Source organism: Streptomyces sp. NPDC007095 (assembly GCF_040634475.1).
In the GTDB taxonomy this organism is placed as follows: domain Bacteria; phylum Actinomycetota; class Actinomycetes; order Streptomycetales; family Streptomycetaceae; genus Streptomyces.
On record NZ_JBEYFS010000094.1, the window covers coordinates 1 to 25,079 of the forward strand.

Annotated in this window: 21 protein-coding genes and 3 pseudogenes; 8 read left to right on the forward strand and 16 right to left on the reverse strand. The window is 68.3% G+C overall.

The annotated features are described in order from the left end of the window. Positions 1–1,187 (reverse strand): molybdopterin-dependent oxidoreductase (locus ABZ656_RS28860; protein ID WP_360271406.1); only part of this gene is annotated, 1,187 nt, incomplete at its 3' end. Positions 1,188–1,777: 590 nt separating this feature from the next. On the opposite strand from ABZ656_RS28860, the gene ABZ656_RS28865 reads away from it, so the two are divergent. Continuing rightward, positions 1,778–1,984 carry a hypothetical protein gene (locus ABZ656_RS28865; protein ID WP_360271370.1) on the forward strand — a complete coding sequence of 69 codons (207 nt, stop codon included), beginning with the start codon at positions 1,778–1,780 and terminating at the stop codon, positions 1,982–1,984. 54 nt (positions 1,985–2,038) lie between these two features. Here ABZ656_RS28865 and ABZ656_RS28870 read toward each other — a convergent pair whose 3' ends face one another. Continuing rightward, positions 2,039–2,776, reverse strand: coding sequence for a flavodoxin family protein (locus tag ABZ656_RS28870; RefSeq protein WP_101404505.1), 738 nt, complete (start codon positions 2,774–2,776; stop codon positions 2,039–2,041). Between the two features lie 194 nt (positions 2,777–2,970). On the opposite strand from ABZ656_RS28870, the gene ABZ656_RS28875 reads away from it, so the two are divergent. The 4 genes and pseudogenes from ABZ656_RS28875 to ABZ656_RS28890 form a co-directional block, all read left to right on the forward strand. After that, positions 2,971–4,662 carry an acetolactate synthase large subunit gene (locus tag ABZ656_RS28875; protein ID WP_101404504.1) on the forward strand — a complete coding sequence of 564 codons (1,692 nt, stop codon included), beginning with the start codon at positions 2,971–2,973 and terminating at the stop codon, positions 4,660–4,662. Between the two features lie 854 nt (positions 4,663–5,516). After that, positions 5,517–5,888 carry a hypothetical protein gene (locus tag ABZ656_RS28880; protein ID WP_360271373.1) on the forward strand — a complete coding sequence of 124 codons (372 nt, stop codon included), beginning with the start codon at positions 5,517–5,519 and terminating at the stop codon, positions 5,886–5,888. Positions 5,889–7,630: 1,742 nt separating this feature from the next. Beyond that, a pseudogene (locus ABZ656_RS28885) lies at positions 7,631–7,999 on the forward strand (hypothetical protein); the annotation flags it as partial. A gap of 78 nt (positions 8,000–8,077) precedes the next feature. Further along, positions 8,078–8,230: pseudogene (locus ABZ656_RS28890) on the forward strand (chaplin); the annotation flags it as partial. A gap of 695 nt (positions 8,231–8,925) precedes the next feature. Here the strand turns inward: ABZ656_RS28890 and ABZ656_RS28895 are convergent. The 4 genes and pseudogenes from ABZ656_RS28895 to ABZ656_RS28910 all read right to left on the reverse strand — a co-directional run bounded on the left by ABZ656_RS28895 (position 8,926) and on the right by ABZ656_RS28910 (position 11,801). Further along, entirely contained in the window at positions 8,926–9,489 is a 564-nt protein-coding gene (locus tag ABZ656_RS28895; protein WP_360271375.1) for a hypothetical protein, read from the reverse strand. 61 nt (positions 9,490–9,550) lie between these two features. Further along, positions 9,551–10,330 carry a polysaccharide deacetylase family protein gene (locus tag ABZ656_RS28900; protein ID WP_360271377.1) on the reverse strand — a complete coding sequence of 260 codons (780 nt, stop codon included), beginning with the start codon at positions 10,328–10,330 and terminating at the stop codon, positions 9,551–9,553. A 555-nt stretch (positions 10,331–10,885) separates the two neighbouring features. Next, a pseudogene (locus ABZ656_RS28905) lies at positions 10,886–11,358 on the reverse strand (ATP-binding cassette domain-containing protein); the annotation flags it as partial. Beyond that, the gene (locus tag ABZ656_RS28910) at positions 11,355–11,801 is read right to left on the reverse strand and encodes a GntR family transcriptional regulator (protein ID WP_360271379.1); all 447 of its coding nucleotides are present in this window, start codon (positions 11,799–11,801) and stop codon (positions 11,355–11,357) included. The pseudogene ABZ656_RS28905 and the gene ABZ656_RS28910, both read right to left, overlap by 4 nt. A gap of 193 nt (positions 11,802–11,994) precedes the next feature. Between ABZ656_RS28910 and ABZ656_RS28915 the strand changes: the two genes are divergently transcribed. Together ABZ656_RS28915 and ABZ656_RS28920 are read left to right on the forward strand one after the other, a co-directional pair. Further along, the gene (locus ABZ656_RS28915) at positions 11,995–12,267 is read left to right on the forward strand and encodes a hypothetical protein (RefSeq protein ID WP_360271381.1); all 273 of its coding nucleotides are present in this window, start codon (positions 11,995–11,997) and stop codon (positions 12,265–12,267) included. Between the two features lie 229 nt (positions 12,268–12,496). Next, on the forward strand, positions 12,497–13,066 hold the full coding sequence (locus ABZ656_RS28920) for a DUF4232 domain-containing protein (protein ID WP_360271383.1): 570 nt from the start codon (positions 12,497–12,499) through the stop codon (positions 13,064–13,066). A 62-nt stretch (positions 13,067–13,128) separates the two neighbouring features. On the opposite strand, the gene ABZ656_RS28925 is transcribed toward ABZ656_RS28920, so the two are convergent. The 8 genes from ABZ656_RS28925 to ABZ656_RS28960 all read right to left on the reverse strand — a co-directional run bounded on the left by ABZ656_RS28925 (position 13,129) and on the right by ABZ656_RS28960 (position 21,822). Beyond that, on the reverse strand, positions 13,129–13,845 hold the full coding sequence (locus ABZ656_RS28925; protein WP_101404497.1) for a hypothetical protein: 717 nt from the start codon (positions 13,843–13,845) through the stop codon (positions 13,129–13,131). Then, positions 13,835–14,284, reverse strand: a complete 450-nt coding sequence (locus tag ABZ656_RS28930) for a DUF6114 domain-containing protein (RefSeq protein WP_101408027.1) — start codon at positions 14,282–14,284, stop codon at positions 13,835–13,837. The genes ABZ656_RS28925 and ABZ656_RS28930 overlap by 11 nt, the downstream gene beginning before the upstream one ends. Positions 14,285–14,415: 131 nt before the next feature. After that, positions 14,416–15,039, reverse strand: a complete 624-nt coding sequence (locus ABZ656_RS28935) for a DUF6230 family protein (protein WP_101404496.1) — start codon at positions 15,037–15,039, stop codon at positions 14,416–14,418. Positions 15,040–15,240: 201 nt separating this feature from the next. Then, positions 15,241–16,923, reverse strand: a complete 1,683-nt coding sequence (locus ABZ656_RS28940; RefSeq protein ID WP_360271386.1) for an FAD-binding oxidoreductase — start codon at positions 16,921–16,923, stop codon at positions 15,241–15,243. A gap of 178 nt (positions 16,924–17,101) precedes the next feature. Beyond that, positions 17,102–18,481 carry a S53 family peptidase gene (locus ABZ656_RS28945; protein WP_101404494.1) on the reverse strand — a complete coding sequence of 460 codons (1,380 nt, stop codon included), beginning with the start codon at positions 18,479–18,481 and terminating at the stop codon, positions 17,102–17,104. Between the two features lie 199 nt (positions 18,482–18,680). Then, positions 18,681–19,478, reverse strand: a complete 798-nt coding sequence (locus tag ABZ656_RS28950; protein ID WP_360271388.1) for a hypothetical protein — start codon at positions 19,476–19,478, stop codon at positions 18,681–18,683. 60 nt (positions 19,479–19,538) lie between these two features. After that, positions 19,539–20,753, reverse strand: coding sequence for an acyltransferase (locus ABZ656_RS28955; RefSeq protein WP_360271390.1), 1,215 nt, complete (start codon positions 20,751–20,753; stop codon positions 19,539–19,541). Positions 20,754–21,087: 334 nt separating this feature from the next. Further along, positions 21,088–21,822, reverse strand: coding sequence for a rhomboid family intramembrane serine protease (locus tag ABZ656_RS28960; RefSeq protein WP_101404491.1), 735 nt, complete (start codon positions 21,820–21,822; stop codon positions 21,088–21,090). 211 nt (positions 21,823–22,033) lie between these two features. Between ABZ656_RS28960 and ABZ656_RS28965 the strand changes: the two genes are divergently transcribed. Continuing rightward, a complete protein-coding gene (locus ABZ656_RS28965; protein ID WP_360271392.1) occupies positions 22,034–22,717 on the forward strand; it encodes a GntR family transcriptional regulator in 684 nt (227 codons plus the stop codon). A 93-nt stretch (positions 22,718–22,810) separates the two neighbouring features. On the opposite strand, the gene ABZ656_RS28970 is transcribed toward ABZ656_RS28965, so the two are convergent. Next, a complete protein-coding gene (locus ABZ656_RS28970; protein ID WP_360271394.1) occupies positions 22,811–23,671 on the reverse strand; it encodes a calcium-binding protein in 861 nt (286 codons plus the stop codon). A gap of 161 nt (positions 23,672–23,832) precedes the next feature. Next, positions 23,833–25,035 (reverse strand): MFS transporter, encoded by a 1,203-nt coding sequence (locus tag ABZ656_RS28975; RefSeq protein ID WP_101404489.1) that lies wholly within the window; start codon positions 25,033–25,035, stop codon positions 23,833–23,835. Between the last annotated feature and the right edge of the window lie 44 nt (positions 25,036–25,079).

Genomic DNA, 25,079 nt, shown 5'->3' on the forward strand with positions numbered 1-25,079 from the left:
TCGAGTGAGAGGTCCGCGCCGTTGACGCGGAGGGCGAGCAGCGCTCGGGGGTCGCGGATCTGATTGCCCCGCAACACCACCCGGGTGAAGGGGCCGGGGGGTTGGATGGATTCGACCAGAACGCTTCCGGCGGCGGACATGCCGGCCATGGCGGCGAGGTCGACCAGCCGGAGGCCGTTCCAGTGCTGGTCGTCGGTGGACCATCCCTCCACGCAGGCGACCGGCAGTGCGGCGGCATGCTGGGGCATCGCCAGGAGCTGCTCGCGGGTGAAGATCAGTGGCTCTCCGCGTCCGTGGATCTCCAGTCGCCAATCCGGTCCGACGAGCGCGGGCGTGACGCCGACGGCCACCGCCGTCTTGTTGATCTGGAAGCTGCTGGAGCCGCTGCCCGGATCGCGGTTGTGCGGTGCGAGGAGAGCGGTACCGCGCAGCCGGCCGCCGATGCTCTGGCCGGCGGTCACGGCGAGCAGGAGCAGCGATCCCGCTCCGACCATGCCCACCGCGCCGCGGCGGGTCATCGTGGGCGGGGCGGGGGCGGTTGCCACCAGGCCGTCGGGGTCGGGTGGTTCGGGCACGGTGTGGGCGAGGTCGGTGCGCAGTTCGGCGCCCAGGCTGCGAGAGCGCAGGCCCCGGGTCATCCGGCCGAGTCTGAGGCACACATGGACGACGAAGGTGGCGATGAACACCCAGGCGCCGTAGAAGTGCAGGCGGTAGAACGAGCCCGGGAAGACGTAGTAGAGCTGGATGTTGAAGATGCCGGTGACGAACTCGAAGATGACCCCGCCGACCAGCATCAGCAAGGACAGCCGCTCCAGGCCGTGGGCGAAGGAGCGCACCGGCAGCCACTCGAACAGCTGCGGGATCACCGACCACAACTTGGCCAGCAGCACCGGCACCAGGACCACACCCAGCGTCACGTGCACGCCCTGGAGCAGTCGGTAGAGCCAGTACGGGTGCGTGGGCCGACTGAAGAGGTAGAAGCCCAGTACGCCTTTGTCCGGGGTCTCGTCGTTGAGGGGGCTCAGCCCGGGGTTGTAGGCGGCGTAGGAGAGCAGTCCGGTGATGAACAGCAGCGGGATGCCGATCAGCAGCACCAGGCCGAACACCGAGGTCAGCCAGGGCCCGCGAATCGGACTGCGCCAGAACCCGGGGCGGAACGGACCCGGCGGCGGGGGCGTCCGGCCGATGCGCCGCGCCGCCGCCCGGGTACGCGTGATGACAGCCGCCAGAGCAGCCTCCACGCGCTCACGCCACGCCCGTGTGCGTTCTGCGTCCGATCCCCGGCGTTGCGACTCATCGGATGGAGCCGGCCCCGACGGCCGCCCACCACTTTTCATCGGCCGTCTCCTCCAGTCGCCGAGCAACCCCCACCACGGGGCGATCCCATGCCGCGACCTGTGCCTGGCGAACAGGACACTCACAAGCTGACACAGCCCAGGTCGGCTGTCCGGCCCTGAGGTGCATGCGGGTGTCCGTCACCGGCCGAACGGTCGAAGAACTGGTCTCCCAGGTCCCCGTGTCCCGGCTCATGATGGGCAGGTGCGACGCCTCAGCGCAGGGCACAGCGCCTCCGACCGACCCGGCAGCGCCACCCTGACCAGGCAGGTTGGCTGGTTCGCCGTGATCGGCGTCGCCTCCACGGCGGATCAGGCCCTGCTGTACTGGGTGCTGCGCCACTGGTCGCCTCCTCTCGTGGCCAATCTGGCCTCCCTCAGCGTCGTCACCGTCCTCAACACCGAGGCGAACCGGCGGCTGACCTTCCGCGGTTCTCCGGTCCGTGCCGTCCAGGCGCACCTGGCGGCGGCGTCTTGTTCGCGTCCTGGCGTACCTGGTCACGTCCGGAGCCGTCCTGCTCCTCCGCCACTACCGGCCCACCGCCTCACCCGCACACGAGACCCCGGTGCTGGTACCGAGCTTCGCCCTGGTGACGGTGGCGCGCTTCACCTCGCTGCGTCTGGTCGTCTTCGGAGGCCACCGCCGCTGAGTCCCTCACGTGGACGTGCCCGGCACACCGCCAGGAGACCGAACGCGTGAATCCCTAGCGGTGCTCGGGGTTCTCGTAGTCGCGGCGGCAGCCGGCGTCCCAGGCGGTGCGCTGGTTGCCGTAGACCGGGATGCCACCCAGATCCTTCAACGCCCGGGCCAGATGCAGCAGGTTCCAGATCATGAAGGTGGTGTTGCGGTTGGTGAAGTCGTTCTCCGGACCGCCCGAGCCGGGATCGAGGTACGAGGGGCCGGGACCCGCCTCACCGATCCATCCGGCGTCGGCCTGGGGCGGGATGGTGTAGCCCAGGTGCTGGAGGCTGTAGAGCACGTTCATGGCGCAGTGCTTGACTCCGTCCTCGTTGCCGGTGATCAGGCATCCGCCGACACGGCCGTAATAGGAGTACTGGCCGGCGTCGTTGAGCAGGCTGGAGCAGGAGTAGAGGCGTTCGATCACCTGCTTCATCACCGAGCTGTTGTCGCCCAGCCAGATGGGACCGGCCAGCACGAGGATGTCGGCCTCCATGACCTGCTGGTACAGGTCCGGCCAGACGTCCGTCTCCCAGCCGTGCTCCGTCATGTCGGGCCACACACCGGTGGCGATGTCGTGGTCCACCGCCCGTACGACATCCACGTGCACTCCCTGCCCGTCCAGGATGGCGGTGCACCGGTCGATCAGCCCCTGAGTGTTACTCGTCTCCGGCGAGCGCTTGAGGGTGCAGTTGATCACCAGCGCACGCAGGTCGTCGTACCGGGCCGGCGGCGCGTCGGTAGCGGGCGACGAAGTAGTCACACGGTCCTCCCAGAGCCCTTACGCCACGCGGCGCGCGGCGAATTCCTGTCCAGCGTGCGGGCCGCCCCTGGCAACCGCCACCACAACTCCTCCGAACGGCCCGGGCCAGGTGGGGATGTAGATACCCGGAACGTCCGCCTCGCTCGGCAGCTGATGAGTGGCCGGGGTCGGCAGAGCGTGCCTACGTTCGTCTCATGGGTACCGAAGGATCGACCGATGCGCGGACCACGACAGCGGTGGAGGACGTCGCGCACCTGTTGGTGCGCTGTCTGCGGGCCGAAGGCGTGGAGTACGTCTTCGGAATCCCCGGTGAGGAGAACATCCGGTTCGTCGACGCGCTGAACGGCTCCGGGATCCGGTACGTCCTGGTGCGCCACGAGCAGGCTGCCTCGTTCATGGCGGAGATCTACGGGCGGCTGACCGGCCGCGCCGGGGTGTGCTCAGCCACGCTGGGACCCGGCGCGATCAATCTGCTCCTCGGTACCGCGGACGCCATGACCAACAGCGCGCCGATGGTGGCCCTGGCCGCCCAGGGGTCCCTGCGGCGCATCCACAAGGAGTCGCACCAGATCATCGACCTGGTGTCCATGTTCGCTCCCGTCACCCAGTGGGCGGCCCAGATCGAGTGTCCGGACGCGGTGCCGGAGATGACGCGCAAGGCGTTCAAGACCGCCCAGAGCGAGCGTCCCGGCGCCGTGTTCCTGGCGGTACCGGAGGACATCGAAGCGGAGCGTCCCACCGAGCCGCTGGCACCCCTGCAGATCGATGCGGTGCGCGCCGACGCGCCGTCCCCCTCCCAGATCGCGCGGGCGGTCGAGGTGCTCACCGCCGCGCGGCACCCCGTGGTGCTGGCGGGCCACGGCGCCGCCAGAGCCGGGGCTTCGGCCGCCCTGGTGCGGTTCGCCGAACGGCTGGACGTCCCGGTCGCGACCACGTTCCACGGCAAGGGCGTCTTCCCCGACGACCACCCGAACGCCCTCGGCACGGTCGGCTTCATGCGCCACGACTACGGCAACTTCGGCTTCGACGCGGCCGACGTACTGATCTGCGTGGGCTACGAGATCCAGGAGTTCGACCCGGCCAAGATCAACCCGAACGGCGACAAGCGGATCCTTCACGTGCACCGCTTCCCCGCTGAGGTCGACGCCCACTATCCGGTGGCAGTGGGCGTCAAAGGGGACCCCTCGCAGGCCCTGGACGCGCTTGCCGCAGCACTGCCCGACGGACTCACCTACGACTCGGGAAGCAGCGAGAAGATCCGTACACTGCTCGACGAAGAACTCCAGTACGGACGCGACAACGACGCTTTCCCCCTGGTGCCGCAGCGCGTGGTGCACGATGTCCGCACCGCGCTGGACCGCCACGACATCGTGCTCGCCGACACCGGCGCCGGAAAGATGTGGATGGCCCGCCTCTACCCGACCTACGAGCCGGACACCTGCCTGGTCTCCAACGGCCTGTCCACCATGGGCTTCGCGCTGCCGGGTGCCATCGCCGCCAAGCTGGCCCGGCCGGACCGGCGAGTCCTGGCGATGATGGGCGACGGCTCGTTCCTGATGAACTCCCAGGAACTGGAGACCGCCGTCCGCGAGCGCGTCCCGCTGGTCGTCCTCGTCCTGGTGGACCAGGAATACGGCCTGATCACCTGGAAGATGGAACTCGAACTCGGCCGCCACAGCCACACCCGGTTCACCAACCCGGACCTGGTCGCCTACGCCGCAAGCTTCGGCGCACGCGGCTACGCGATCGAAGCCGCCGACCAGTTGCTGCCCGTACTGCGCCGCGCCCTCGACGACGACACGGTTTCCGTGATCGCGTGTCCTGTCGACTACTCCGAGAACCTGCGCCTGACCGACAGACTCGGCAGTCTCCACGGCCCCTTCTGACGCGTCATCACATGCAGTCGTCACCCTCTTTCCATCCGTCCCAGGCCCCGGGCGGGTTCGATCAGCCGACCGAGTCCCCGAAGGCGGGTGTACCTCAGCAACCAAAGGGCCTTGAATCGCAGACGGGCGGGCCGACATGCCGCGCATGGCGTGATGAGCCACTGTGGCGAATCCCCAGGTCACCTTGCGCGGTCGAACGGGCCTTCGCGCGTGCGCGATGCGTGAGCGGACTGTCCGACACGTGGCGTGATGCGCGGGATCGAGCACGAAGCCGCGTGGTGCCGCCAGGTGAGGTCTGACGACCGGCTCACCCGGTGGATACGACACGGGCGCCAGGGGCCCGGCGGACGTCGACCCGGGTCCGACTGCCTCGCCAACGCCGTGGAGGTACTGGCGACCCTCGCCCCGACCCTGGCCTCCAGGCCGCGAAGGCTGCTTCCACCAGGGCATCCCAGGATCACGACGACACCTTGCTACCGATCGACCGGATCGCCGCGGACGGCAACGGGTCCCCCTGACAGAGGACCCCCGTCGTTACTGAAGCCATTGGGCCGTTCGAAGGAGTTGAGGCAGCGAGGCAGCCAAGGGTGTCACGGACTGTCAGCTGCCCTTTTTCCTGCTCCCAGCGTGATTCCAAGCCAGGACAAGGCCGACACCCAGGCCCCTCCCCGGCATCAATGGCCCATACAAGGGAGAGTTACGGATATATCTGCACTTTGTAACGCGAATCGTTTCCTTGGTCTGGTGTCGCAGTGGAGGGCCACAGTGTGGGCCTCGGCACCGAGCCGGGAATTACGGATTGCACGCCCGGCCCCGACCAGGGTCGGTGTGCACGAACGTGAGGTGACAGATTCATGTCTGTTTCTCGTACGACGGTCCGCCTGATCGCCACGTGTGTGGCTTCGGGCGCACTCGTCGGCGCGGCCGCCATGCCGGCCCTGGCCGCCGGAGCCGGCCACGACCGCGACAACGGGAGGGGTTACTCGCACAGTCACAGGAGCGACCACGACCACGACGGCCACTTCGGCGACCGCGACCGGGACCGGGGCTGGGGCTGGGACCGGGGCCACGACCGGGGCTGGGACCGGGGCCACGACCGGGACCGGGACCGGGACCGGGGCTGGGGCTGGGACCGGGGCCACGACCGGGACCAGGACCGGGGCGGGCGCCACGGCTGGTACGGCGACCGGCACCGGGATCAGGACCGCTACCTCGGCCACCACTAGCCCGCCTCGGAGGCTGTGCTGTGACGCGGAGGCCCACACCCTCTGCCACCCGTCGTCATAGCCGGCACGGCCGCTGCACCCAGCCGGAGGGCCGAAGACCGTTCCATACAGTCTTCGGCCCTCCGGCCACGTGTCGCACCGCGCGGTCGTTGCCCGGGTACCGCACCACCGACGTCCACCAGCGGCCGGCCTTCCAGGGAAGCAGCGCGACGACATGGCCGTCAGCGACCGATCCGTGTAGAGCTACGTGTCAGAAGGCTTCTGACATCCACGGCCGACATCAACGAGGCCGGACGGAGGGCGTACACCAGCATCTCTGTCCGGCTGCCGCACCGGTCGACGGCAGCAGCCGGAGCGGACCCGGATCGAACTCCTGGAGCGGGTGTCGCAGGTTCGAGTCCTGCCAGGGGCTCAGCAAGAAGGGCCGGCTCGGGAGGGGTTTCCTCCAGGGCTGGCCCTTGGCCGTTTCCGGTGCCATGCACTACGTCCGAGTGACGTCGTTGTTCTTGCTGTCCGAGGGGCCTCCCCGTGCATGGCGAACTCAGAGAAAGCGGGCGGGCGCGGGCATCGGGCCGTCTCCTGCCCCGGGCACGGTTCGAAGGCCATGGCCGTGGAGCCGGGGAGGGGCAGACCGGCCCGATGCCGAGCGAGTTGCCTCGGGACGAGGAGGTCATGCCGGACGCATGCCAGGGAACAACGGGGAACACCGGGGAACACCGGGGAACACCGGGTACCCGAATCCGCTGCCATCCAAGGCACCGTCACCCCTAAGATTCACCGGATCAAATTCTGATATGCACCTACAGGATTGGCTCCGAGTGCGACCAATGCGGTGAAAAATGCAGTCGCCACGCTCGCTGGTTGTCTTCTTTTGGGGGCATGTGCTGGAATGTCGGCGACATGCCCTTTCGGAGTGCATAGTAAATGGTCCGGGCCGCCTCATTTCAGCCCATGTCCACTGTTGCTTGTACGCCGCGGCAATTGGAAAAGAGGTGGCGGCAATTTCCGCAGTGAAGCTTTCTTGGTGTACGCGCACTGCATCATTGGCCCTGATGGCACTTGCGATCACGAGCGCTCCAGCGACCGCTCAAGCCCAGGCCCTCGGAAATCCGGCGCGCGTGGACGCCCTTCGCGCATCCGGCACCCCGGGAGTCCCGCAGGCCCCGGTCACGGTGTTCGTCGAGAACTTCGAAAACAACACGGGCGGCACCCCGACTTTCCTGGAGGACTACGTTGGGGCTCCACCGCTCAACGAGAGGTACACGGCCGACCCACCGTGGCTTGACCACGGACAGTGCAACGGCATCATCCTGAACCAGACTGGCGCTGATCAGCCTGACTGCCGGTGGGTGCAGTATTTGAAGGACATGGCCAATGCGCTGGGGCAGGTCGGCGGGACGAATCCGCCGACCAACCACGCGGTGTCGGCGTACAGCGACACTGTGAACCCTGGCTCCGACCGGGTGGAGTTCCGGACCGAGCAGCCGATCCCGATCGCGAAGCCGAATCGCTACATCACCTTCGCGGTGGACGTGGCTGCGGATAATTGCGCACTCGAGAATCCGCTGCTGAAGTTCTATCTGACCGGCAGCGGTCCGGACATCCCGACCTTCACCACCCCCATCAATCCCTGTACCGACCCCAAATCCAAGCCCTACCCCGGAGGAATGAGAGGGCTCAAGGCCGGGTCGTTCGCCAGCGACAGAGCCGTACTGTTCAACGGCACCCAGTTGGGCATCAAGATGCTCAATGGGCAAGGAGGATCGAACGGCAACGACCACGCCTTCGACAACATCCGGATCCTGGATGCGACTCCGCAGCTGGACAAGTCGTTCAGTCCCGCCACCATTGACAAGGGTGGCACCTCGACGCTCACCATGACGGTGACCAACACCAGTGAACTGGCGGCGAAGAACGACTTCGTCTTCACCGACAGCCTGCCCGCGGGCGTGAGCGTGGCCCCGTCCCCCAACGCGTCGACGACCTGCGGCAACGGCACGGTCTCCGCGGCGGCGGGGGGCTCGTCCGTCGCTCTGACCGGCGGCGACCTGGCCGCCGGCGACAAGTCCTGCACGGTCACGGTGAATGTCACCGCCGACAAGGCGGGAACCTACGTCAACCGCCCCGAAGCGATCACCACGGTTGGCCTGAATCCCCCGGGCCCCGCGACCCTGGCCGTCAAGCAAAAGGGAGCAACAGCGGTGGGCACCGCGACGGACTCGGGCGGTCTGCTGTCCGGCAACGTGGTGCAGGTACCGGTGGACATCCCGGTCAACGCTTGCGGCAACTCCGTGAACGTCATCGGACTGCTCAACCCGGCGGCGGGAAACGCCTGCGTCAACGGCTAGCCGACCAGGTCACTCGCCGCGCCGGGACCGGGCGGGTCCCGGCGGGCACAGATCGTCCGGCCGACATCACCCGTTGACACCAACGGCGCTGAACGAGGGCAGACAACGGCAACTCCGCCCGCAGTGGCAGACAGCCATAAGGGCCCGTTCCGTGAGGTCGCCCCACACAGCGACCGAACTCCTGAAGCGGGTGTCGCAGGTTCGAATCCTGCCGGGGCACAGCGAGAAGGGCCGGCTCGGGAGGGTTTTCCTCCCGGGCCGGTCCTTGGCCGTTTCCGGCTCCGTGCCACTCGCGTGCCACTACGTCCGGGTGGAGCGGTTGCCGTCCTCGCCGGAGGCGTCTCCCCACCGTCGCGGATCATGGCGCCGAGACGGTCGGCGATGGCCCGATCGCGGTCGTCCGAGAGGGCCCAGGGCATCACTCCGCCGCAATCAGCCGCCTGACGTCAGAGAAAGGGCGCATCGCGGCTGGGGCGCTCGGCTCCACGGCTTCAGGCAGGTGGCACCACTCTCCAGTGTCTCAACCGACCAAGAATCAAGCCTTGGAATTCCCTGAATGAGCAAAGAGGGCACAGGAAAACCAATGCCCTCACACCGGCGCCGTCAATTCACACTGAAGGAGCAGGGGATTCCGCTTATTGCCTGCAGTGGACATGGCGTAAGCAATAGTCCCCGGCCGATCGTCAATCTCAAGTCTCGCTCAGATTGGACGTCGGGGTCGTCGCCGGCGTCGGCGGTGCTGCCCAAGTGCCGGAATCCTGCCGCAAAGCGACCGTGCCGGACCCGTCGACGGATCCGATGCCGCCGGCGTCGGCGCCCACCGCGCCGTACCCGAACCAGAGAGTGCCCCCGGCGACGGCCAGCGAGTCCGGACGGGTGCCCGCGCCCGTGCCGTAACGAGTCGACTCGGTCAGGTTCTCCGTGCTGATCGCCGCGATCGCGTTCTGGTCCGGGAGAGCCGCGTACAGCGCGGATCCGTCGGCGGAGAGGGCGAAACCGGTGGCACCCGGCTCGCCACTGATCATCGTCGGGTTCCCGCCGTCGAGATCGGTGACGAGAATGCCGTCGGTGCCCGCGCCGCCGCTGATGAACAGGTGTCCGTGCGGAGCGTCCACGACGATGTGCGCGAAGTGCGCGATCGGCAACGGTACGTCCGACGCCGCGTACGAGTCGAGCGCGCCGGGACCGATGACGGTCGTCAGTCCCAGGAGCAGCGCTGCGGCGGTCGGCGGTGAGAGTCGCGCCGGCTTCATGAAAGGCCCCCACCTGACCTTCACGATCAAGGAGCGCAACCTAGCACGGAGAAGCGGTTGTTCAAGGCCGGTAGACCATCCCCGGCTGGGGCTTGGCGGGGGCGAGCAGCTGCGACACCGTGACGATGGTGTAGCCGCGCTGCTTGAGCGCCTTGATGATTCCCGGGACGGCGGGCACGGTCCCTTTGTGCAGGTCGTGCAGCAGGATGATGCCGTCGCGGTGGGTCTGGTCGAGCACCCGCTTGGTGATCAGGGCCGAGTCGGTCGTCTCGTAGTCCTTGGCCGTGACACTCCACAGCACCTGCGCCAGTCCCAAGTCCCGGCAGATCTTGGCCACATCGCGGTTGGTGCGGCCCTCCGGCGGACGCATCAGGATGGGCCTGGTGCCAGTGATCTTCTCGATGGCGCTCTGTGTCCGGGTCAGCTCCTGACGGGCGTCGTCCACGTCGATATCCGTCAAGACCTCGTGATACCACGTGTGATTGCCGATTTCGTGCCCCTCATGCGAGATGCGGCGCAGGATGTCGGGATACTTCTCGATGTGGCCCTTGCCCTGCACGAAGAACGTCGCGTGCAGATCCTCCTGCTTCAGGATGTCCAGCAGCTTGGGGGTCGTCAGGCTGGGGCCGCCGTCGAAGGTGAGGGCCACGCACTTCGCCTTGCGACAGTCGACGCTCCCGGCCACCGATCCCGATGCCTTGCCGCGGGCGGCTCGTGGCGAGGTGTGATCGTAGGTCGTGACCGTCAGGGCCAGAATCAGCGCGACGGCCAGGGCGGCGGCCACGGCTGTTGCGACGGCGATGAGTATTCGAGACCGTCGTATTCGCACGTTAAAGGGCATGCAAGACCTTTCCCTGGATCGGGTTGTTGCTGCAATTGGTTATAGACGATCTTCACGGCGCTCAGGTTGCTCTCGGCGCGGCGGCCGCGGGACCACTCGAACCCGCTACTGCGTGCTGGTGAGGCCCGGCTTCGCAGCGAAGTCTCGCAGGTGCACGTCAAGTGTCAGGCGTTGCCTCAGGAGGCGTCCGAGCCGACGCTCCACCCACGTGTGGACAAGCGCGGCCAGACCCAGCATGCAGATGAAGGACACCACCATCGAAGGCAACGGCCCCAGCCATGGAACTGCCTTGATCAAGCCCTTGGCCAAGGGAATTCCGATGCTTTGGTGGACGAGGTAGAAGGGGTAGGTGAGCCCCCCGGCGGTGACCAGCCAACGCCATTGCAGTCCCGCCAACTGTCCGACACCGGCCAGTGCCGGCAGCCCGAGACAGAGTGTGACTATGGCCGCGCACACGGCCCAGGAGGGCCGGCCCTCGCCGGGGGACGTGGTGGCATGGTCGGCCACCCGGAATTCGAGCACGGTGAGTTCGTAGCACCAGGCGAAACCCAGCAGAAGCCACAGCAGGAGGTTCCGTTTGCCGAGCGCCAGGGCGAGCGCGACGCGGGTGCGCTGCCCGGGGGACAGCTCGCCGACACGGGCCGCGAGTGCGATGCCGCCCTCGCGGACGGTCCGCTCGGCGGCAGCCTGGTCCCACGAGAAGTTCAGCTTCCGCCCCATCCGCAGGGTGTCCGCCACGGTGAAGCGGGGGTAGAGCGGCTTGTCCTGGGTGAGCAGAGCGACCCGGGCGCGGGCCTCGGGAGTCCCCGGGGCGACGTCCAGTACCTGTATCTCCCCGGTGCGGGGCCGCAGCAGGCCGCCGGCCAGGTGCAGCAGGGTGCTCTTGCCGGCGCCGTTGCGTCCGACGAGGGCGGCGATACGCCCCCCGGGCACGGTGAATTCGCAGTCAGGGGCCGGCCGCCCCGCGCCCGGTACCGGAATCCGAGTCCCGTGGCGCGCAGCGCGGCGGGCGCGTCAGGCCCGGTCATGCGTCCTCCTCTTCCGCTCCCGGTCGCCCGGGGTGTTGCTGTCTGTCCTGCTCGTTGTCGTAGGCGTCCAGGGTGGCGGTGACCAGGGCGAGGATGTCGGCCCGTTCGAGTCCTGCCGCCCGTGCACGTGCCGTCCAGGCGGTGAGGTCCGCGCGCAGGGGCGAGTCGTCCTCCGCGCCGGGCCGCGCGAGCGACCGGGTCACGAAGGTCCCCAGCCCGCGGCGCAGTTCGACCAGTCCGGCCTGCTCCATGTCGCGGTAGGCCCGCAGCACGGTGTTGGGGTTGATGGCGGTCGCCGCCACCACCTCCCTGGCCGTAGGCAGCTTGTCCCCGACCCTCAACGTGCCCATCCGAAGCGCCCGTTCGGTCTGCTCCACGATCTGCACGTAGGCCGGTACGCCGCCGCCACGGTCGATCCGGTACTCGATCACATCACCTTCCATGACCACAGTGTGCTCAGTACGCTTGTGTTAATTAATTAATACAAGCATGGTGGAGGCGTGGCGGGGATGTCAACCATGAGCACTGCCCGAGCAGCCCTCGTCGCCCCTGTTCCGCCGACCCTCACCGTGTGCCCGAGGAGGGCCTGGACGGCCTTCATGGAGAGGCCGGCCGCGAGGCTCGACGAAGGACGTGGTGACGGCCGTCACCGATTGGGAGGCAGCAGGGCTGATCGCGTACCGACCGGGAGCCTCCGTCCAACCTGCCCCCTACCAGGGCATCCAGGCGAAGCTCCCTGGAGGAGCGGCGCTGTGGCAGCACGCGAAGCTGCTGGCCTCGGGCGGCCACACGGGGACCCGCCGCAGCGACATGATCGTGGTCTGGTCCGACGGTGAGGTCACCCCGTACGCCGATACCGCGTACACGTCCCTCGGCACCGAGAACACGCTGGTCTACCCGGGCACTTGACACTCACGGCAGTTCCGCAGAACCCAACGGCCGCCTCACGCGGCAGCGGTTGCGCGCGCCGACCAGGTAGGCACTGTCGGGCGAGGCGGCCCGCGCGTACTGATACACAGAATTTTCCGTCCGCTGCCTGCGACCGCGGCGCCCAACCGTTCGTCAAACGGACAGACCATGCATTCAGGGGGGAACGATGCGAGCGACCACACGTCTCACCGCCGGGTTGGGAGTGCTCATGGTGGGCTTGGCTGTGACGGCCTGTGGCCACGAAGCCGGAGAGCGCAGGACCACCACTCCCGCACGTGGCGTGGCGAGTCCGTCCGTTCCGTCCGCCACTTCCTCTGAGGCTCCGAAACCGGCCGAGTGCCGAACCGGTTCTTTGACGTGGACGCTGGTCCTGCTCCCCGCGAAAAGCAGTAGTCGGCGCGACGCACTATTGACCGCTGCCAACAACGGGCCCAAGACATGCGTGTTCGCCGGATACCCGGGTTTCAGCGTCCACAACGGGAAGGCGAACAGCCTTGAGGGCATCGGCCACGGACATCCCAAGCCAGTCACTCTGCACAAGGGGGCAGGAGTAAGGGTCGACCTCCAATACACCCCCCGCGGTGCGAAAGGCGCCGGCGGCTATTGCGTCAAGGAGGGCGAAGCACTGGTCTCGGCGCCGCACGACCCCGACCGTGAGCGCACGAACGTCCCAGTCATGGACACACATCATGCAGCGGCCCAGATCGACGGCTGCGGCGACTCCATCTCCCTGTCACTACCGCATCACACGACGGCACCCACAGCCACTACGAGATGAGTCCGTGTCCCACGTGGGGAGGGCGGACCACGAGTTCCGGGACCCTTCCGCCCTGCCGCGGGTCACCCGGCCGCGACGCTGAGGGTCGGCCCGGCGATGGACATGTCGCCGCTGAGCTGGGCGACCTGTGAAACGGTCACGTTCTCGAAGGTGATTGTGCGAGTGGGAACAGCGGGGTGGGAGAGCCACGGGGGCAGCGCGTCCGGCGTGACGGTGACGCTGCGGTCAGCCGGGAGCGGATCGCCGCCCAGTCCGACGAGCGTGCCGGAGAGTTTCTGGGTGTACAGGGTCACCACGTCCTTGCCCCGGACCGTAGACGTGGTCGCGGGCTTGGCCCGCAGACGCATCGCCGCGCGGCCGCGGCCCGCCGTCAGGTCGAGGTCGCCGAAGTCCAGCGACCGTGCGGTGAACTTCAGCACCCGCTGGGCCCCGGCCGCAGTCCGGACGGTGACCACGCCCCGGAAGGCACTGCCGTGGAGCACGAGCCTGTCCGCACGCAGCACCCAGGGGACGTTCGCCGGACGGTCCGGCTGTCGGGCGACCGGCGTGCCGGCACCCGCTGGTGCCTTGGACGTGCGGATGCCGCCCGGGGCGAGCAACGCCTTCGAGGCCGCTGACGCGGCGAGCTGTAGGGCCAGGGACAGGGCGGCCACCGCCAGCGCGCAGGCGAGGGGCCGCAGCAGTCGGCCGGCCGAGTGGCCCTTCACCGCACTGCTCAGATGACAGGGATCGGACTCCGGCCCGCTTGCCGCACAGCCGGTCAGGGCGTCACTCGCCACCGTGGTCCTCACCCGCGGGGCTGGGGGCTGACGCACGGTTCACTGCGGGCTGCGAATCGGCGGCGTCCGTCGGAGGAATCCAGGCACAGGCCAGGGATCCGCCGATCAGGCCGGAAACCAACCCGATGAGGAGGCCCCCGAAATTGGCGACGGGAAACGAGATGAGGGCAAGCAGAATGACCGTGATCCCTGCGAATACGCGGACCTGCTGGTGGAACCAGAGGGAGATGGCCAGGGCCACGAGCAGAACCCCGATGATCAGCGACCCCGCGCCGGCCGAGGTCGACAGTGCCAGTGGGATGGCGCCGAAGTTCAGGTGCGCGTACGGAAAGTAGAGGATGGGCAAGCCCGCTGCGAAGGTGAACAGTCCTGCCCAGAAGGGACGTGCGTCCCGCCAGGTCCTGAATCCTCGTCGGGCGTCGGTGGAGACGACGCGCAAGTTCCGGCGTCTGCCGAATCGTTCGAAGAACACGTGGGCTTTCCATGATGTTCGGCGGGCGGGAGTGTGCGACGAGCGGGCGGGAGTGTGCGACGAGCGGGCGCGAAGGGTGCGTGTTTCGTGCCGATGGGTCAGAAACACTCGTGGTGGCCTTGCCTGAGCCGCAGATCGAGGTCCGGAACGTTGAACGTGGCGGCCGAGACTGCGACCGTGGTGAAGTGCACGTCGCTCAGGAAGGCGGTGTCCGCCTGCTGAGCGAAGCCGTTGGGATCGAAGAACCGGGACTTCCTGTCCTGCCTGCTGATCGGGCCCTTGCTGACCGCTCCCGCCGCCACACCGATGTCGAGGTCGCCGAAATTCGCCTGGCTGCTCGACAGGGATGTCGCGTCGAGGAACAAGTTCTTCGCCTCGACCCGCCTGCGTTCGCCGCCGGTGACCCTCAGCGTGTACGGGCCCAGGACCGGGATCGGGACCACCACGGACTGACACAGCCCGCTGATCTCCGCACGGCTGGCCCCGGTGACCACGACCGGCACGAGTGCGCCCTTCCTGCTCACGTCCACCATGCCGTAGATGCTCAGACCACGGACGTCCAGAGTGTCCAGGGCCACCTGGAACTTCTGGCCGGAGATGAGGAACGACGCGGCCAGTGCTCCTTGCGCCATGCCGATACCGAGGGCCGCGGCGGCCATGGCACTCGGGACGAGAATGCCGGCAAAGCGCTTCCAGGAGGTCCTGCCGGCGCGGTGCAGCATCCCCGTCTCCTCCAGTCATGAGATCGACCCGCCGGTGCCGGGCAGGGGTGGGCGACGTCCCTTTCTCTAGTGGCGGATCCTAGGCTTCCCGGCGCGGCAGGCGACGGCACGTCGGGTCGGCCGGACGGGTGATGCGGGTGCTTGTCGGGCAGTGCGTCGGGGAGTTGCTTCCTCCGGGGCCGGCCCTTTCCGTTGCTTCGGTCAGCAGGACGCGGGCGGGATGCTCTGCTCGTACTGGAAGACGTTGCGAGGGTCGTACTTCGCCTTGGTCTTGCGCAGCCGGTCGAAGTTGGATCCCCAGTAGGCGGTCTCCCAGTCCTGCATTCCGACGTTCGGCACGTTGACGTAGGCGCCGTTCACGTAGGGCCGCAGTGCCTGGCTGAACTCGGCGATCCAGGCCTGGGCCTGCGGGGTGAGAGGGTCGCAGACGCCTGGTTGTCCTGTACGAGTCCCCCAGCCGGCGCCGGGTTCGGAGTAGAAGAGCGCGTCGCGATGCGGGAACGCGGTGCCGCCGCGGGGGCTCTTCCTGACCGCCCCGCCGAAGGCCTGGGTGAAGAAGTTGCTGTCATCCGTGGGGGCGTCCTGCATGAATGAGGCGATCAGGCTGATCGCTTTCTTCGGGAACGGCTTTCTGGTGAACTGCGAGAAGAACTTCCAGTTCGCGGGCTCGTCCGCGGTCGGAATCTGGAATCCCGCGTACACGTCGCCCCAGTTACCCACCTGCACCGAGACCTGGGGGTCGCCGACCGACAGAATCGGGGCCAGCAACTCGTTCGCCTCTTCCGGCGATCCTTCAGCAAGGACCGCGAACAGCAGGATCTGCTTTCTGTGGATCTCGACCTGGGTTCCGAGGCGGTTGTCGGCGGTCGGTGCCGTGCGCTGCCATGCGTCGAAGACCCCGTGCAGGTCCCCGATTCCCTCCCACGTCGCCTGCACATAAGTGACGCTCTTCAGCGGAGCCGCTTGATAGGTGAGTGACGTGACGATCCCGAAGTTGCCGTTCCCCGCCCCGCGCAGCGCCCAGAGCAGGTCCGAGTGGTTGTTCAGGTCCGCCTTGACCACCTTGGCGCACTCGGCACCCGACGCGACGACGACCTCGGCCCCCACCAGGCTGTCGCAGGCCATGCCGAGGTAGCGGGTGAGGAAGCCGAAACCGCCGCCGAGCGTCGCACCGGACAGGCCCACGCTGCCCTCTGTCCCGGTCGTCACCGCGAGGTCCTTCTTCGCGAGCGCGGTCACGGCCTCCAACTGGTTGAGCCCGGCGCCGACTGTCGCGATACGGGAGGCGGTGTCGATATGGACCGACTTCAACTCGCTGACGTCGATCACGATGCCGCTGTCCACGTTCGACCAGCCCTCGAGGCTGTGGCGGCCGCTGCGCACCCGCAGCGCGACGTCATTCTGCCGCGCCCACGTCAGGGCGTTGACCACGTCCTGGGTGTTCTGGGCGAAGACGATGACCAGCGGATAGTGAGCGAAGTACTCGTCCCAACCCCGGCTCGCACTCGCGTATCCGGGGTTCTCGGGACGGACGATGCGGCCGGTCAGCTTCGCCGGCTTGCATTTCGCGTTTCCGGCCTCTTCGGTCGCGGCGCTCGCGCCCGGGGCTTCTGCGGCCGCGATGCCCGGGAGAACCACCGCGCCGGCGCCGGCGGCCGCCGTCGCTTTGATCAGGCCGCGACGAGAATAACCGTGCATGGTCCGTATCCTCTCGACCGGACTGCGCCAGTAATTTCGACTAAGGCGAATACTGTCCGCCGACCGGCGCGTGACATCCTTGTGGACAATCCTTGGGACCCGCACCGTAACAAGGGCGACCGTGGCCGTTTTGTCCGACACGCTAATTGAAGAAGATGGCGGCATACCGAAGGAGGACAGGCGCAAGCGGACATGAATCAGCCTGCCGCAATTTTCGAGTATTTCGATACTCTCAGCCTGAATCCACCGACTTGATTTCTACAGATAAACAGACGGACGGCCCGGGTGTGGAACCCGGGCCGTCTCAGGGGTGGATCTCAGGGGCAGCTCTCAGGGGACGAGACCCCGGTGCAGCGGTATGGCGTCAGCCGCGGTGGCTCGCCCGGGCGAGGGCGGGCACGAAGCGGAGGGCGTCCACGGTGCCGACGCCGGTGGCCATGTCGTAGCCGTTGACGGCCTTGTAGCCCGTGACGCCTTCGTAGCTGTTGTTCGTGCCATCGTTCACGTCGACGATGCCGGTGCTCTTGTCGTGGTGGGCGGAGAGGGCGTACAGCGCCTCGTTGATGTTGCCCACCCGGTGGCCGGCCGCCTGGTCGGCGAGGGCGATGATGCCCGAGAAGAGCGGGCTGGCCTCACTGGTCCCGCCGGTGACGTCCCAGCCGATGGCGGTCGGGTCGTAGCTGGAGTAGATCCAGGCACCGCCGTTGACCGCGGCGGCCAGCGACACGTCCGGGGTGCCGCGGCGGGCGCCGACGACGTTCTTCACACCGTTCTGGAAGGCCGGGCGGGAGAAGACGTGGGACTGGCCGCCGCCGCCCGAGCCGTAGTCGTTGTAGACACTGTCGGGCTTGACGCGCCGGCCCTTGTCGTCCAGGTGGAGCTGCGTGCCGCCGATGGAGGTGACCAACGGGTCCGACGAGGGCCAGGAGTTGACGCGCTTGTTGTAGTAGGTCTTGCCGTCCGCCTTCAGGTCGGTGGCGCCGCCGTCGCCGGAGGAGGCGAGGACGGTCACGTGCTTGCGGTTCGCGTCCTGGAAGGCGTAGCGCAGCTTCTTGATGCTGGAGAAGTCGCCCTTGCCGAAACCGGGGAAGGTGTCCTCGGTGGCGCCGAAGCTCTGGCTGATGACGTCGCCGACGCCGTGGTCGATCATGTACTTCTCGGCGTCCATCATCTCCGGCAGACCGGTGACACCCTCGGTCTCGGCGACCGCCGTCTCCACCAGGACTATCTTGGCGTCGGGCGCCACGGCGTGGGCCATCTCGACGTCGAGGGTGGTCTCGCCGGCCCAACCGGTCATGTCCGAGTTCTTGGGGTCGAACACGGGGACCTTGCCCCACTTGACCACGTTGACCTTGGTGCTGCGCAGACCGAACTGCTTGCTGTAGACGTCGAGGTCGTGCTGGATCGTCGGGGAGCCGAAAGAGTCGACGATGACGATGGTGCGCCCCTTGCCCGTGATGCCCTTCCGGTACAGCGCGTTGAGGTCGTACGCGGTGCGGTACTGGAGCGGGTTGTAACAGGCGATGTGCCACTTGGCCTGGCACTGCTCACTGGAGAGCGGGCTCGCCACGTCGCGGACCAGGGTGTGCCCGGCGATGGCCGGGACGGCCTTGGTGTGCGGTACGGCGGCGGGTGCGGCGGTGGTGACGCCGGCCAGCGGAGCGGTCGCCAGCGCGGCGACGGCGAGGGCGGCGGTGGCGGCCGTGGAAGCCGCGACACCGCGCCCGGTACGGGATATGTGCATGAATCCCCCTGGGTGGTCCTGAGTTGCACGGAGTGGTCTCCGTGCATCTCATCGAGTGAGACATGCACAGGACAAGACCATTGAACTGTCGATGCCGAACCCTTTACCCAAACAGCACCTCCGGTGCGAACGGCCTGCCTGGCCAGCACATTCGTGGCGCGCGGACGAAACCGACGTCCGTACGGCCCTCACAGGCTGCTCATGGGGCCTGCCCGAGAAGCTCCTTCATGCCGTACGGGTACAACCACGGGCTGTGGTCACCGCCTTCGAGTCGGTCGAACGCGATCAACGCGTCCGCCGCGGTCTTGCAGCGCGGATGCCGCGTGGCGAAGGCGGCGATGCGGGCTCGCTGGGTGGGCAGCCAGGCGCCGATCACCTGGGGGTCGCCGTCGTACCACCACGTGAACCGGAACTCCTCCCACAGGAGTTCGGTCGCCCAGTCGAGGCCGAGGCGGACGAGCCCGGCGTCCGCCTCGGGGCCGCAGAGCCCGGCCATGTGCTCCAGCCACGGCTCCAGTTCACCCGTCGCCTGCGCGATTGCCGCCAAGAGGTCGCAGATGTCCGAGGGAGAGCGACCGTCGACCAGAGCCATGGCCAACAGCGCGCGGAAGGCCTCCTCCACCACGACACGTTCGGGCGCCGGCCAGTCGACGAACCTGGCCCCGTCCCGGCCGAGATGGCCGATTTCCGCGGACGGATCGGTGTCGTGGCCCTCCGGCCCCCAATAGCGCAGCGCACGCGGCATGAGCCGACGCCACAGGACGACGTACTGGTCCGCGTCCCAGTGGCTGACGACCTCACGCATGAAGCGTCCGAGGAGATCGTCCGACACGTCGGCGGGATCGCCACCGAGAGTGCGCAGCTCCGACTCCGGAGTGCAGTAGGTGCAGCCGTCCACCGGGCTGTCGAGTCCGGGAGGTGACGCGAAGACCCGGTCGGCCTCGGCGAGCGCGTGCCGCCACCGTGCGTACGGATCGAGGTCAGGAGAAACGGCCATGGCAGGACCTACCGCGGGGACTCCACCAGGGGGACCCGGCGAAGAGATGAACCCTACCCGTCAAGAGCGCGGCGTCGGCGGCTGCGGCTGCGGCTGCGGCTGCGGCTGCGGGCCGAACGCGGCGGTGTTCAGCGAGCGCCGCATGGCCAGCGCGACCGGGCGCTCGACGAAGCGGTGCACGAGGTACGACAGGACGATCAAAGCGGTCACCGTGGCCACGACCAGCGCCGCGGGGTCGATCCGGTGGCCGTAGTGGTGGGCGACGGTCATTCCGATCGTGTCGTGCAACAGGTACAGCGGGAAGGTCATCGCACCCGCGACGGTCAGCCCGCGCCAGCGGATCCAGCGGGTCCCGCCGAGCGCGATGGCGCCCATCAGCAGGAAGAACACCGTGGTCACGAGGATCAGCCAGCCGCGCCACGGCGACCAGGTGGCCCAGTTGACGCGGCCGCCGTGGGGCGCCAGCAGGAAGTGCAGCGCCAGCAGCCACGACATGGCGACGATCCCCCACAGCAGCGGCGTCGGCCGGTAGCGGTGCATGAGGTAGAAGGCCATGCCCGCGATGAAGTACGGGGCGGACGTCGGGTTCACGATCAGCGTGAGCAGCGGGATGTCGGCACTGGGCGCCAGCACCGCGGCGACCGTCCACAACCCGCAGAAGATCACCACCCGCTGGTGGGTGAGGCCCTTCCACACCACGACCGCGAACGTGAGGTAGAAGCAGAGTTCCGGCCAGAGCGTCCAGTAGACCGGATCCAGATTGGCGACACCGAGCGGAGTCTGCAACATCGTGAAGTTCGCGAAGAGCACCCGCGGGTTGGGGTGCCCGAACGGGGTGTCGGCGAAGTAGATGACGCACGCCGACACCACGATCGCGATCCAGTACATCGGGTACAGACGGGTGACGCGTGAGATGAAGAAGTCACGCGGGGTGCGCCCCCACGCGCTCATGCAGATGACGAAGCCGCTGATCAGGAAGAACAGGTCGACGCCGAGCCGTCCGAAGGCGAAGTAGGCGTGCGACTCCGGGAAGGTGCTCTGGTACGGACGGCCCCAGACGAACGCCATCGCCCCGGGGGTCTGGCCGACGAAGTGGAAGAGGACCACCGACAGCGCCGCCAGGAATCGCAGCCCGTCCAACGCGGCGAGCCGGTCCTTGCGGGCGCCCGGCCTGACCGGGATCACCCGTGGCACGGGGGCCGCCTGCGGCAACGGCGCCTCCTCCACGACCGCCTCCTCCACGACCGCCGCCTCGAGCCCCTGTCTCGTGGCCACGCCGGCCAGCCCCCTGCGATCATCCGCCTGGGTCATGCGTCCCCCGTTCCAGGGTCGTCCTTCTTTTGCGGACAGGCCGCGGAAGCCCCCGACCACGTGCCCGACGGCCAAATGACAAGGTTGCCGGATTTGTGCCCTCAAGGGTGGATGACGGCGCCGCCGAGGCCCACGGATGGCGCGTACCCACTGTCCACCGCGCGATACGGGCCTGTCCGTGTGAGCCAGGCCGCATACGGCGGGGGTCCGAGGCAGCGGTGTGCGGTGTCTCGCGGATCAGCGGGCAGACAGGCGCGGGCGGGACTCTGCGGGCCGGGAGCAGGGCGAAGGACGGGTTCTAGAGCAGGCCCAGGTCGCCGAGTTCCTTGTGGAGGTCGGCACGCGGATTGTCGGCGCGGGGCTGAAGGGCGCCGCGGACGGTCGGGCCGGTGCCGCCGCCGGAGTGGGTGTCCTTGTCGGGCCGGGGGCGCCGGTCCCGGAAGAGCCAGGCCCCGACCAGGCCGCCGATCAGGCCGCCGAGGTGTCCCAGCCAGCTCACCCCCGGCGTTCCCGGCACCGCCACGGTGAGCATGTAGGCGAAGGAGGCCGCCATGACGACACCGATCAGCGTGTCGATCAGGTGCCGGTCGAAGAGCCCGCGTACCACGACATAGCCGAAGTACCCGAAGATCAGGCCGCTGGCGCCGACCGTGTCCACGTTGCCCTGCTCGAGGAACCAGACCGTGAGACCGCTGGTCACCACGATGAGCAGGCTGAGCCCGAGGAAGCGGACCACCCCTCGGTAGGCGGCCAGGAATCCGAAGACGAACAGCGGTCCCGAGTTGCTCTCGATGTGTGCCCAGTTCCAGTGCAGGAAAGGTGCGGTGAGGATGTCGGGCAGCGTGCCGATGTCGCCGGACACCACTCCGTAGTCCCGCGAGAGTGCGTAGTGGTCGGCGAAGTTCGCGAGCTGCACCAGCCAGACCAGCGCGAGGAACCCGAACATCACGAAGAACGCCTTCCGCGCCTCCGCGATCATCTGCTCGGGGTCCATCGGCCCCGAACCGAGCCGATCCCGTTCCGCCCCGCCCATGGCACGCTCCCCTCCCCGGCGGATCCGCATCCGCTCCACGACCACACCCCCAGAATGCCGGCAGCCACCGGGCCCGGATCCCAACGGTCGGGGCCAGATTGTTGACGATTTTGTGTACCCATCCTACGGTCGGTAACCATCTCCAAGGAGAGCGGAGAGCTCAAGGAAGCCCGAGGCGCTCCAGGAGTTTCGAGACCGAAGGAGTACGTACGTGTCCCCAGCTACCGGCAGTGCCAAAGGCAGCGGCGCCGCGGCCAAGGAGCAGGCCCTCGTCGCGCTGCGCAGGGCCATCCTCGCCGGTGACATGGTGCCAGGACAGCGCCTGGTCGAGGCCGAGTTGGCCGAGCAGTTCGATGTCACGCGGGCCAGTGTGCGGGCCGCGCTGGTCGATCTCGCCGCCGACGGTCTTGTGGAGCGGATCCGCAACCGCGGTGCCCGGGTCCGTACCGTGTCCGTGAGCGAGGCGGTGGAGATCTACGAGTGCCGCATGGTGCTCGAAGGGCTGTGCGCGGCCAAGGCCGCCGAACGGGTCACCGATGCGCAGAGCGCGCAACTCCTCGCGCTCGGCGAGCAGTTGCGCGCCGCCGTCCAGGCCGCCGAACCCCTGAAGTACTCCGACCTCAACCGCCAGCTGCACGACTTCGTCAGGGACATCTCCGGCCAGGACACCGCCGCCGAACTCCTCACCCGCCTGAACGCGCAGATCGTCCGCCACCAGTTCCGGCTGGCCCTGCAGTCCGGGCGCCCCCAGGTCTCCCTGGGCGAGCACCTCGCCCTCGTCGAGGCCATCGCCGCGCGTGATCCGCAGCGCGCCGAGGCGGCCGCCCGCGCCCATGTGGTCAGCGTCATCGAGGCCCTGCGCGCCGTCGAGGGGTCCGGGACGGGCAAGGCCTGACCTCAGGGGGACGATCCGGCTCCCGGCCCGGGAGAGACCGAGAGCCTGTCGGGCCGGCGTTCCTCACGTCCGCCCGACCACCCCGCGAACGGGTCAGTTCTGGTACGTCTTGTTGCGGCCGGGACCGCCGGACAGGAAGTCCTTGCCGGCGCCTCCGTGCAGGACGTCGTCGCCGCTGTTGCCGTACAGCTTGTCGTCGCCCGCGCCGCCGTACAGGGTGTCGTTGCCGCGGCCGCCCTGGAGGAGGTCGCGGCCCGCGTTGCCGTACAGCTTGTCGTTGCCGTCGTCGCCGAACAGGGAGTTGTCGCCGCTCGTACCCGACAGGCTGTCGTTGCCCGCGCCGCCATGACACTCGGCGCTGCAGTTGACGAGGATGTCGTTGCCCGCGCCGCCGTTCGCGCCCTCGTCGTAGACCCCGCCGCCGCCGGAGAGACGGTCGTTGCCGCCCTGGCCGTAGAGGACGTCGACGCCGTGGCCGGTCAGGGTGTCGTCGCCCGGCCCGCCGTAGATCCTCGTGTACCCGCCGCTTGTGTTGCCGGTCGTCGCGGTGTCGTTGCCGTCTCCGAGGTCGACGATCAGGGAGTCGAGGTCGGACGCCTCGAAGTTGGGCTCCGCGACCGTGCAGACGGCCTTGGTGTCGTCGGCGCCGGCCGGGCGGACGCAGCCCGCGCCCAGGGAGATCTTGACGGTGTCGTCGAAGGTGTAGATGAAGTCGCTCAGCTGGGAATCCGGGTCGGTCGCGCCGAGCGCCCAGGAGATGGACAGATGGTTCGTCTGGCCGGCGGCCGCCGTGTAGTACAGCTTCTGGCCGACGACGACCGCGGTCGCGCTCTTGGCGGGCGCGGCGTGTGCCGCGGGGGCGGCGTGTGCCGCGGGGGCGGCGACGGTTACGGCCACGGCGGCGGTGGCGAGCGCCAGCGCCCTCGGCAGAGCGGTGATGCGGCGACTGAACATGATCGGTTCTCCTCCACGGGGCCCGATGGGCCCAACGGGGCCCTGGGGGCCGATGAGGTCCGCGCGTAAGTCTGTGTGTATGTCTGTGCGCGTGTGGTCATCCCGTTCGACGACTTCCTCCGAGGGGGAGTTGTGACTGCCGTAGCACAACCTTTGGGGGTTCAGAGGGAGTTCACTTCTGGTTGCTTCTGTTGTGGTGTGGATACTTCCGGGCGTTGGCGGAGGCCCGAAATCAGCAGTGTCGCCGCGACCGATGCGATCGCCATCACCGTCATCGCCGTTCCGGGCGAGGTGAGTTGGGCGACCGTTCCCGCCAGTGCCGCGCTCACCCCCTGCATCGTGAGCATGCCCGAGGAGTGCAGTCCCAGGGCGTGCCCGCTCAGCTCGTCCGGGGTCAGGGCCATCAGGCGTTCCTGCTGGATCAGACTCGCCCCGAAGCCGACCGAGGCGAGGGCGGCCGCGCCCGCCGCCACCGCCACCCCCGGCCCCAGCGCGAACGGCAGATACGGCGTCGCCAGGAGCAGCAGGAACGGAATGCCCAGGCGGCCGCGGACCGCGGGCGGGATGAACCGGCCCGTCGTCACATCGCCGACGAACATGCCGAACGCCGCGAAGGCGAAGAGCAGACCCGCCCGGTCCGGGGCGTACGACACGTACAGGGACTCGCAGCCGACGATCAGACCGTTCGGGATCCACAGGAGCAGATACGTCGTCCGGCGCGGGGGCGAGGACCACAGCAGCGCGTTGGTGCGCCAGGTCCGCGCGATCGAGGGGCGGCCGGTGGCCCTCGGCGCCCGCCGGGTCAAGCCGAGGCGGGTGACCAGCGCCGCCGCGAGATACAGGGCCGCCGCGCTCGCCAGAGTGATCCTCGGCGAGAGCACCGCCACCAGGACGCCGCCCGTCGCGTAACCCGTGATCTGTGTGAGGCCGTTGACCATGTTGAAGACCGAACGGCCCAGCAGATAGCCGTCCTTGGGAAGGATCTCGTTCAGCAGACCCCAGCGGACGCCTCCGCCGAGGGACGAGACCAGACCCAGGACGAAGATCAGGAGGAACAACCCCCGGACCGGGAGTCCCGGCGTCGCCATCACCGCCGTACCGACGGCGAAGGACAGGGCGATGGCCGTCATCGTGGCGCGCGGCGCCAGCCGGTCCGCCGCCGACAGCAGGGTGGTCGCGCCGGCCACCTGGGCGAGCTGCGGCCCGAACATGCTCACCGCCGACAGCAGCGGCGAGTCCGTCGCCTTGTACACCAGTGTCCCGACGGCCAGGCCGCCGATCGTCGAGGCCGCCGAGTTGAGCGCGGAGGACAGGAAGAGAGGGGTGAACTCCCGGGTGCGGAAGAGGTCGGAGTAGCTGCGCATGCGCGGAGTCTCGGGCGGCGCCCGGCGTGGTCGTTATTGTTTCG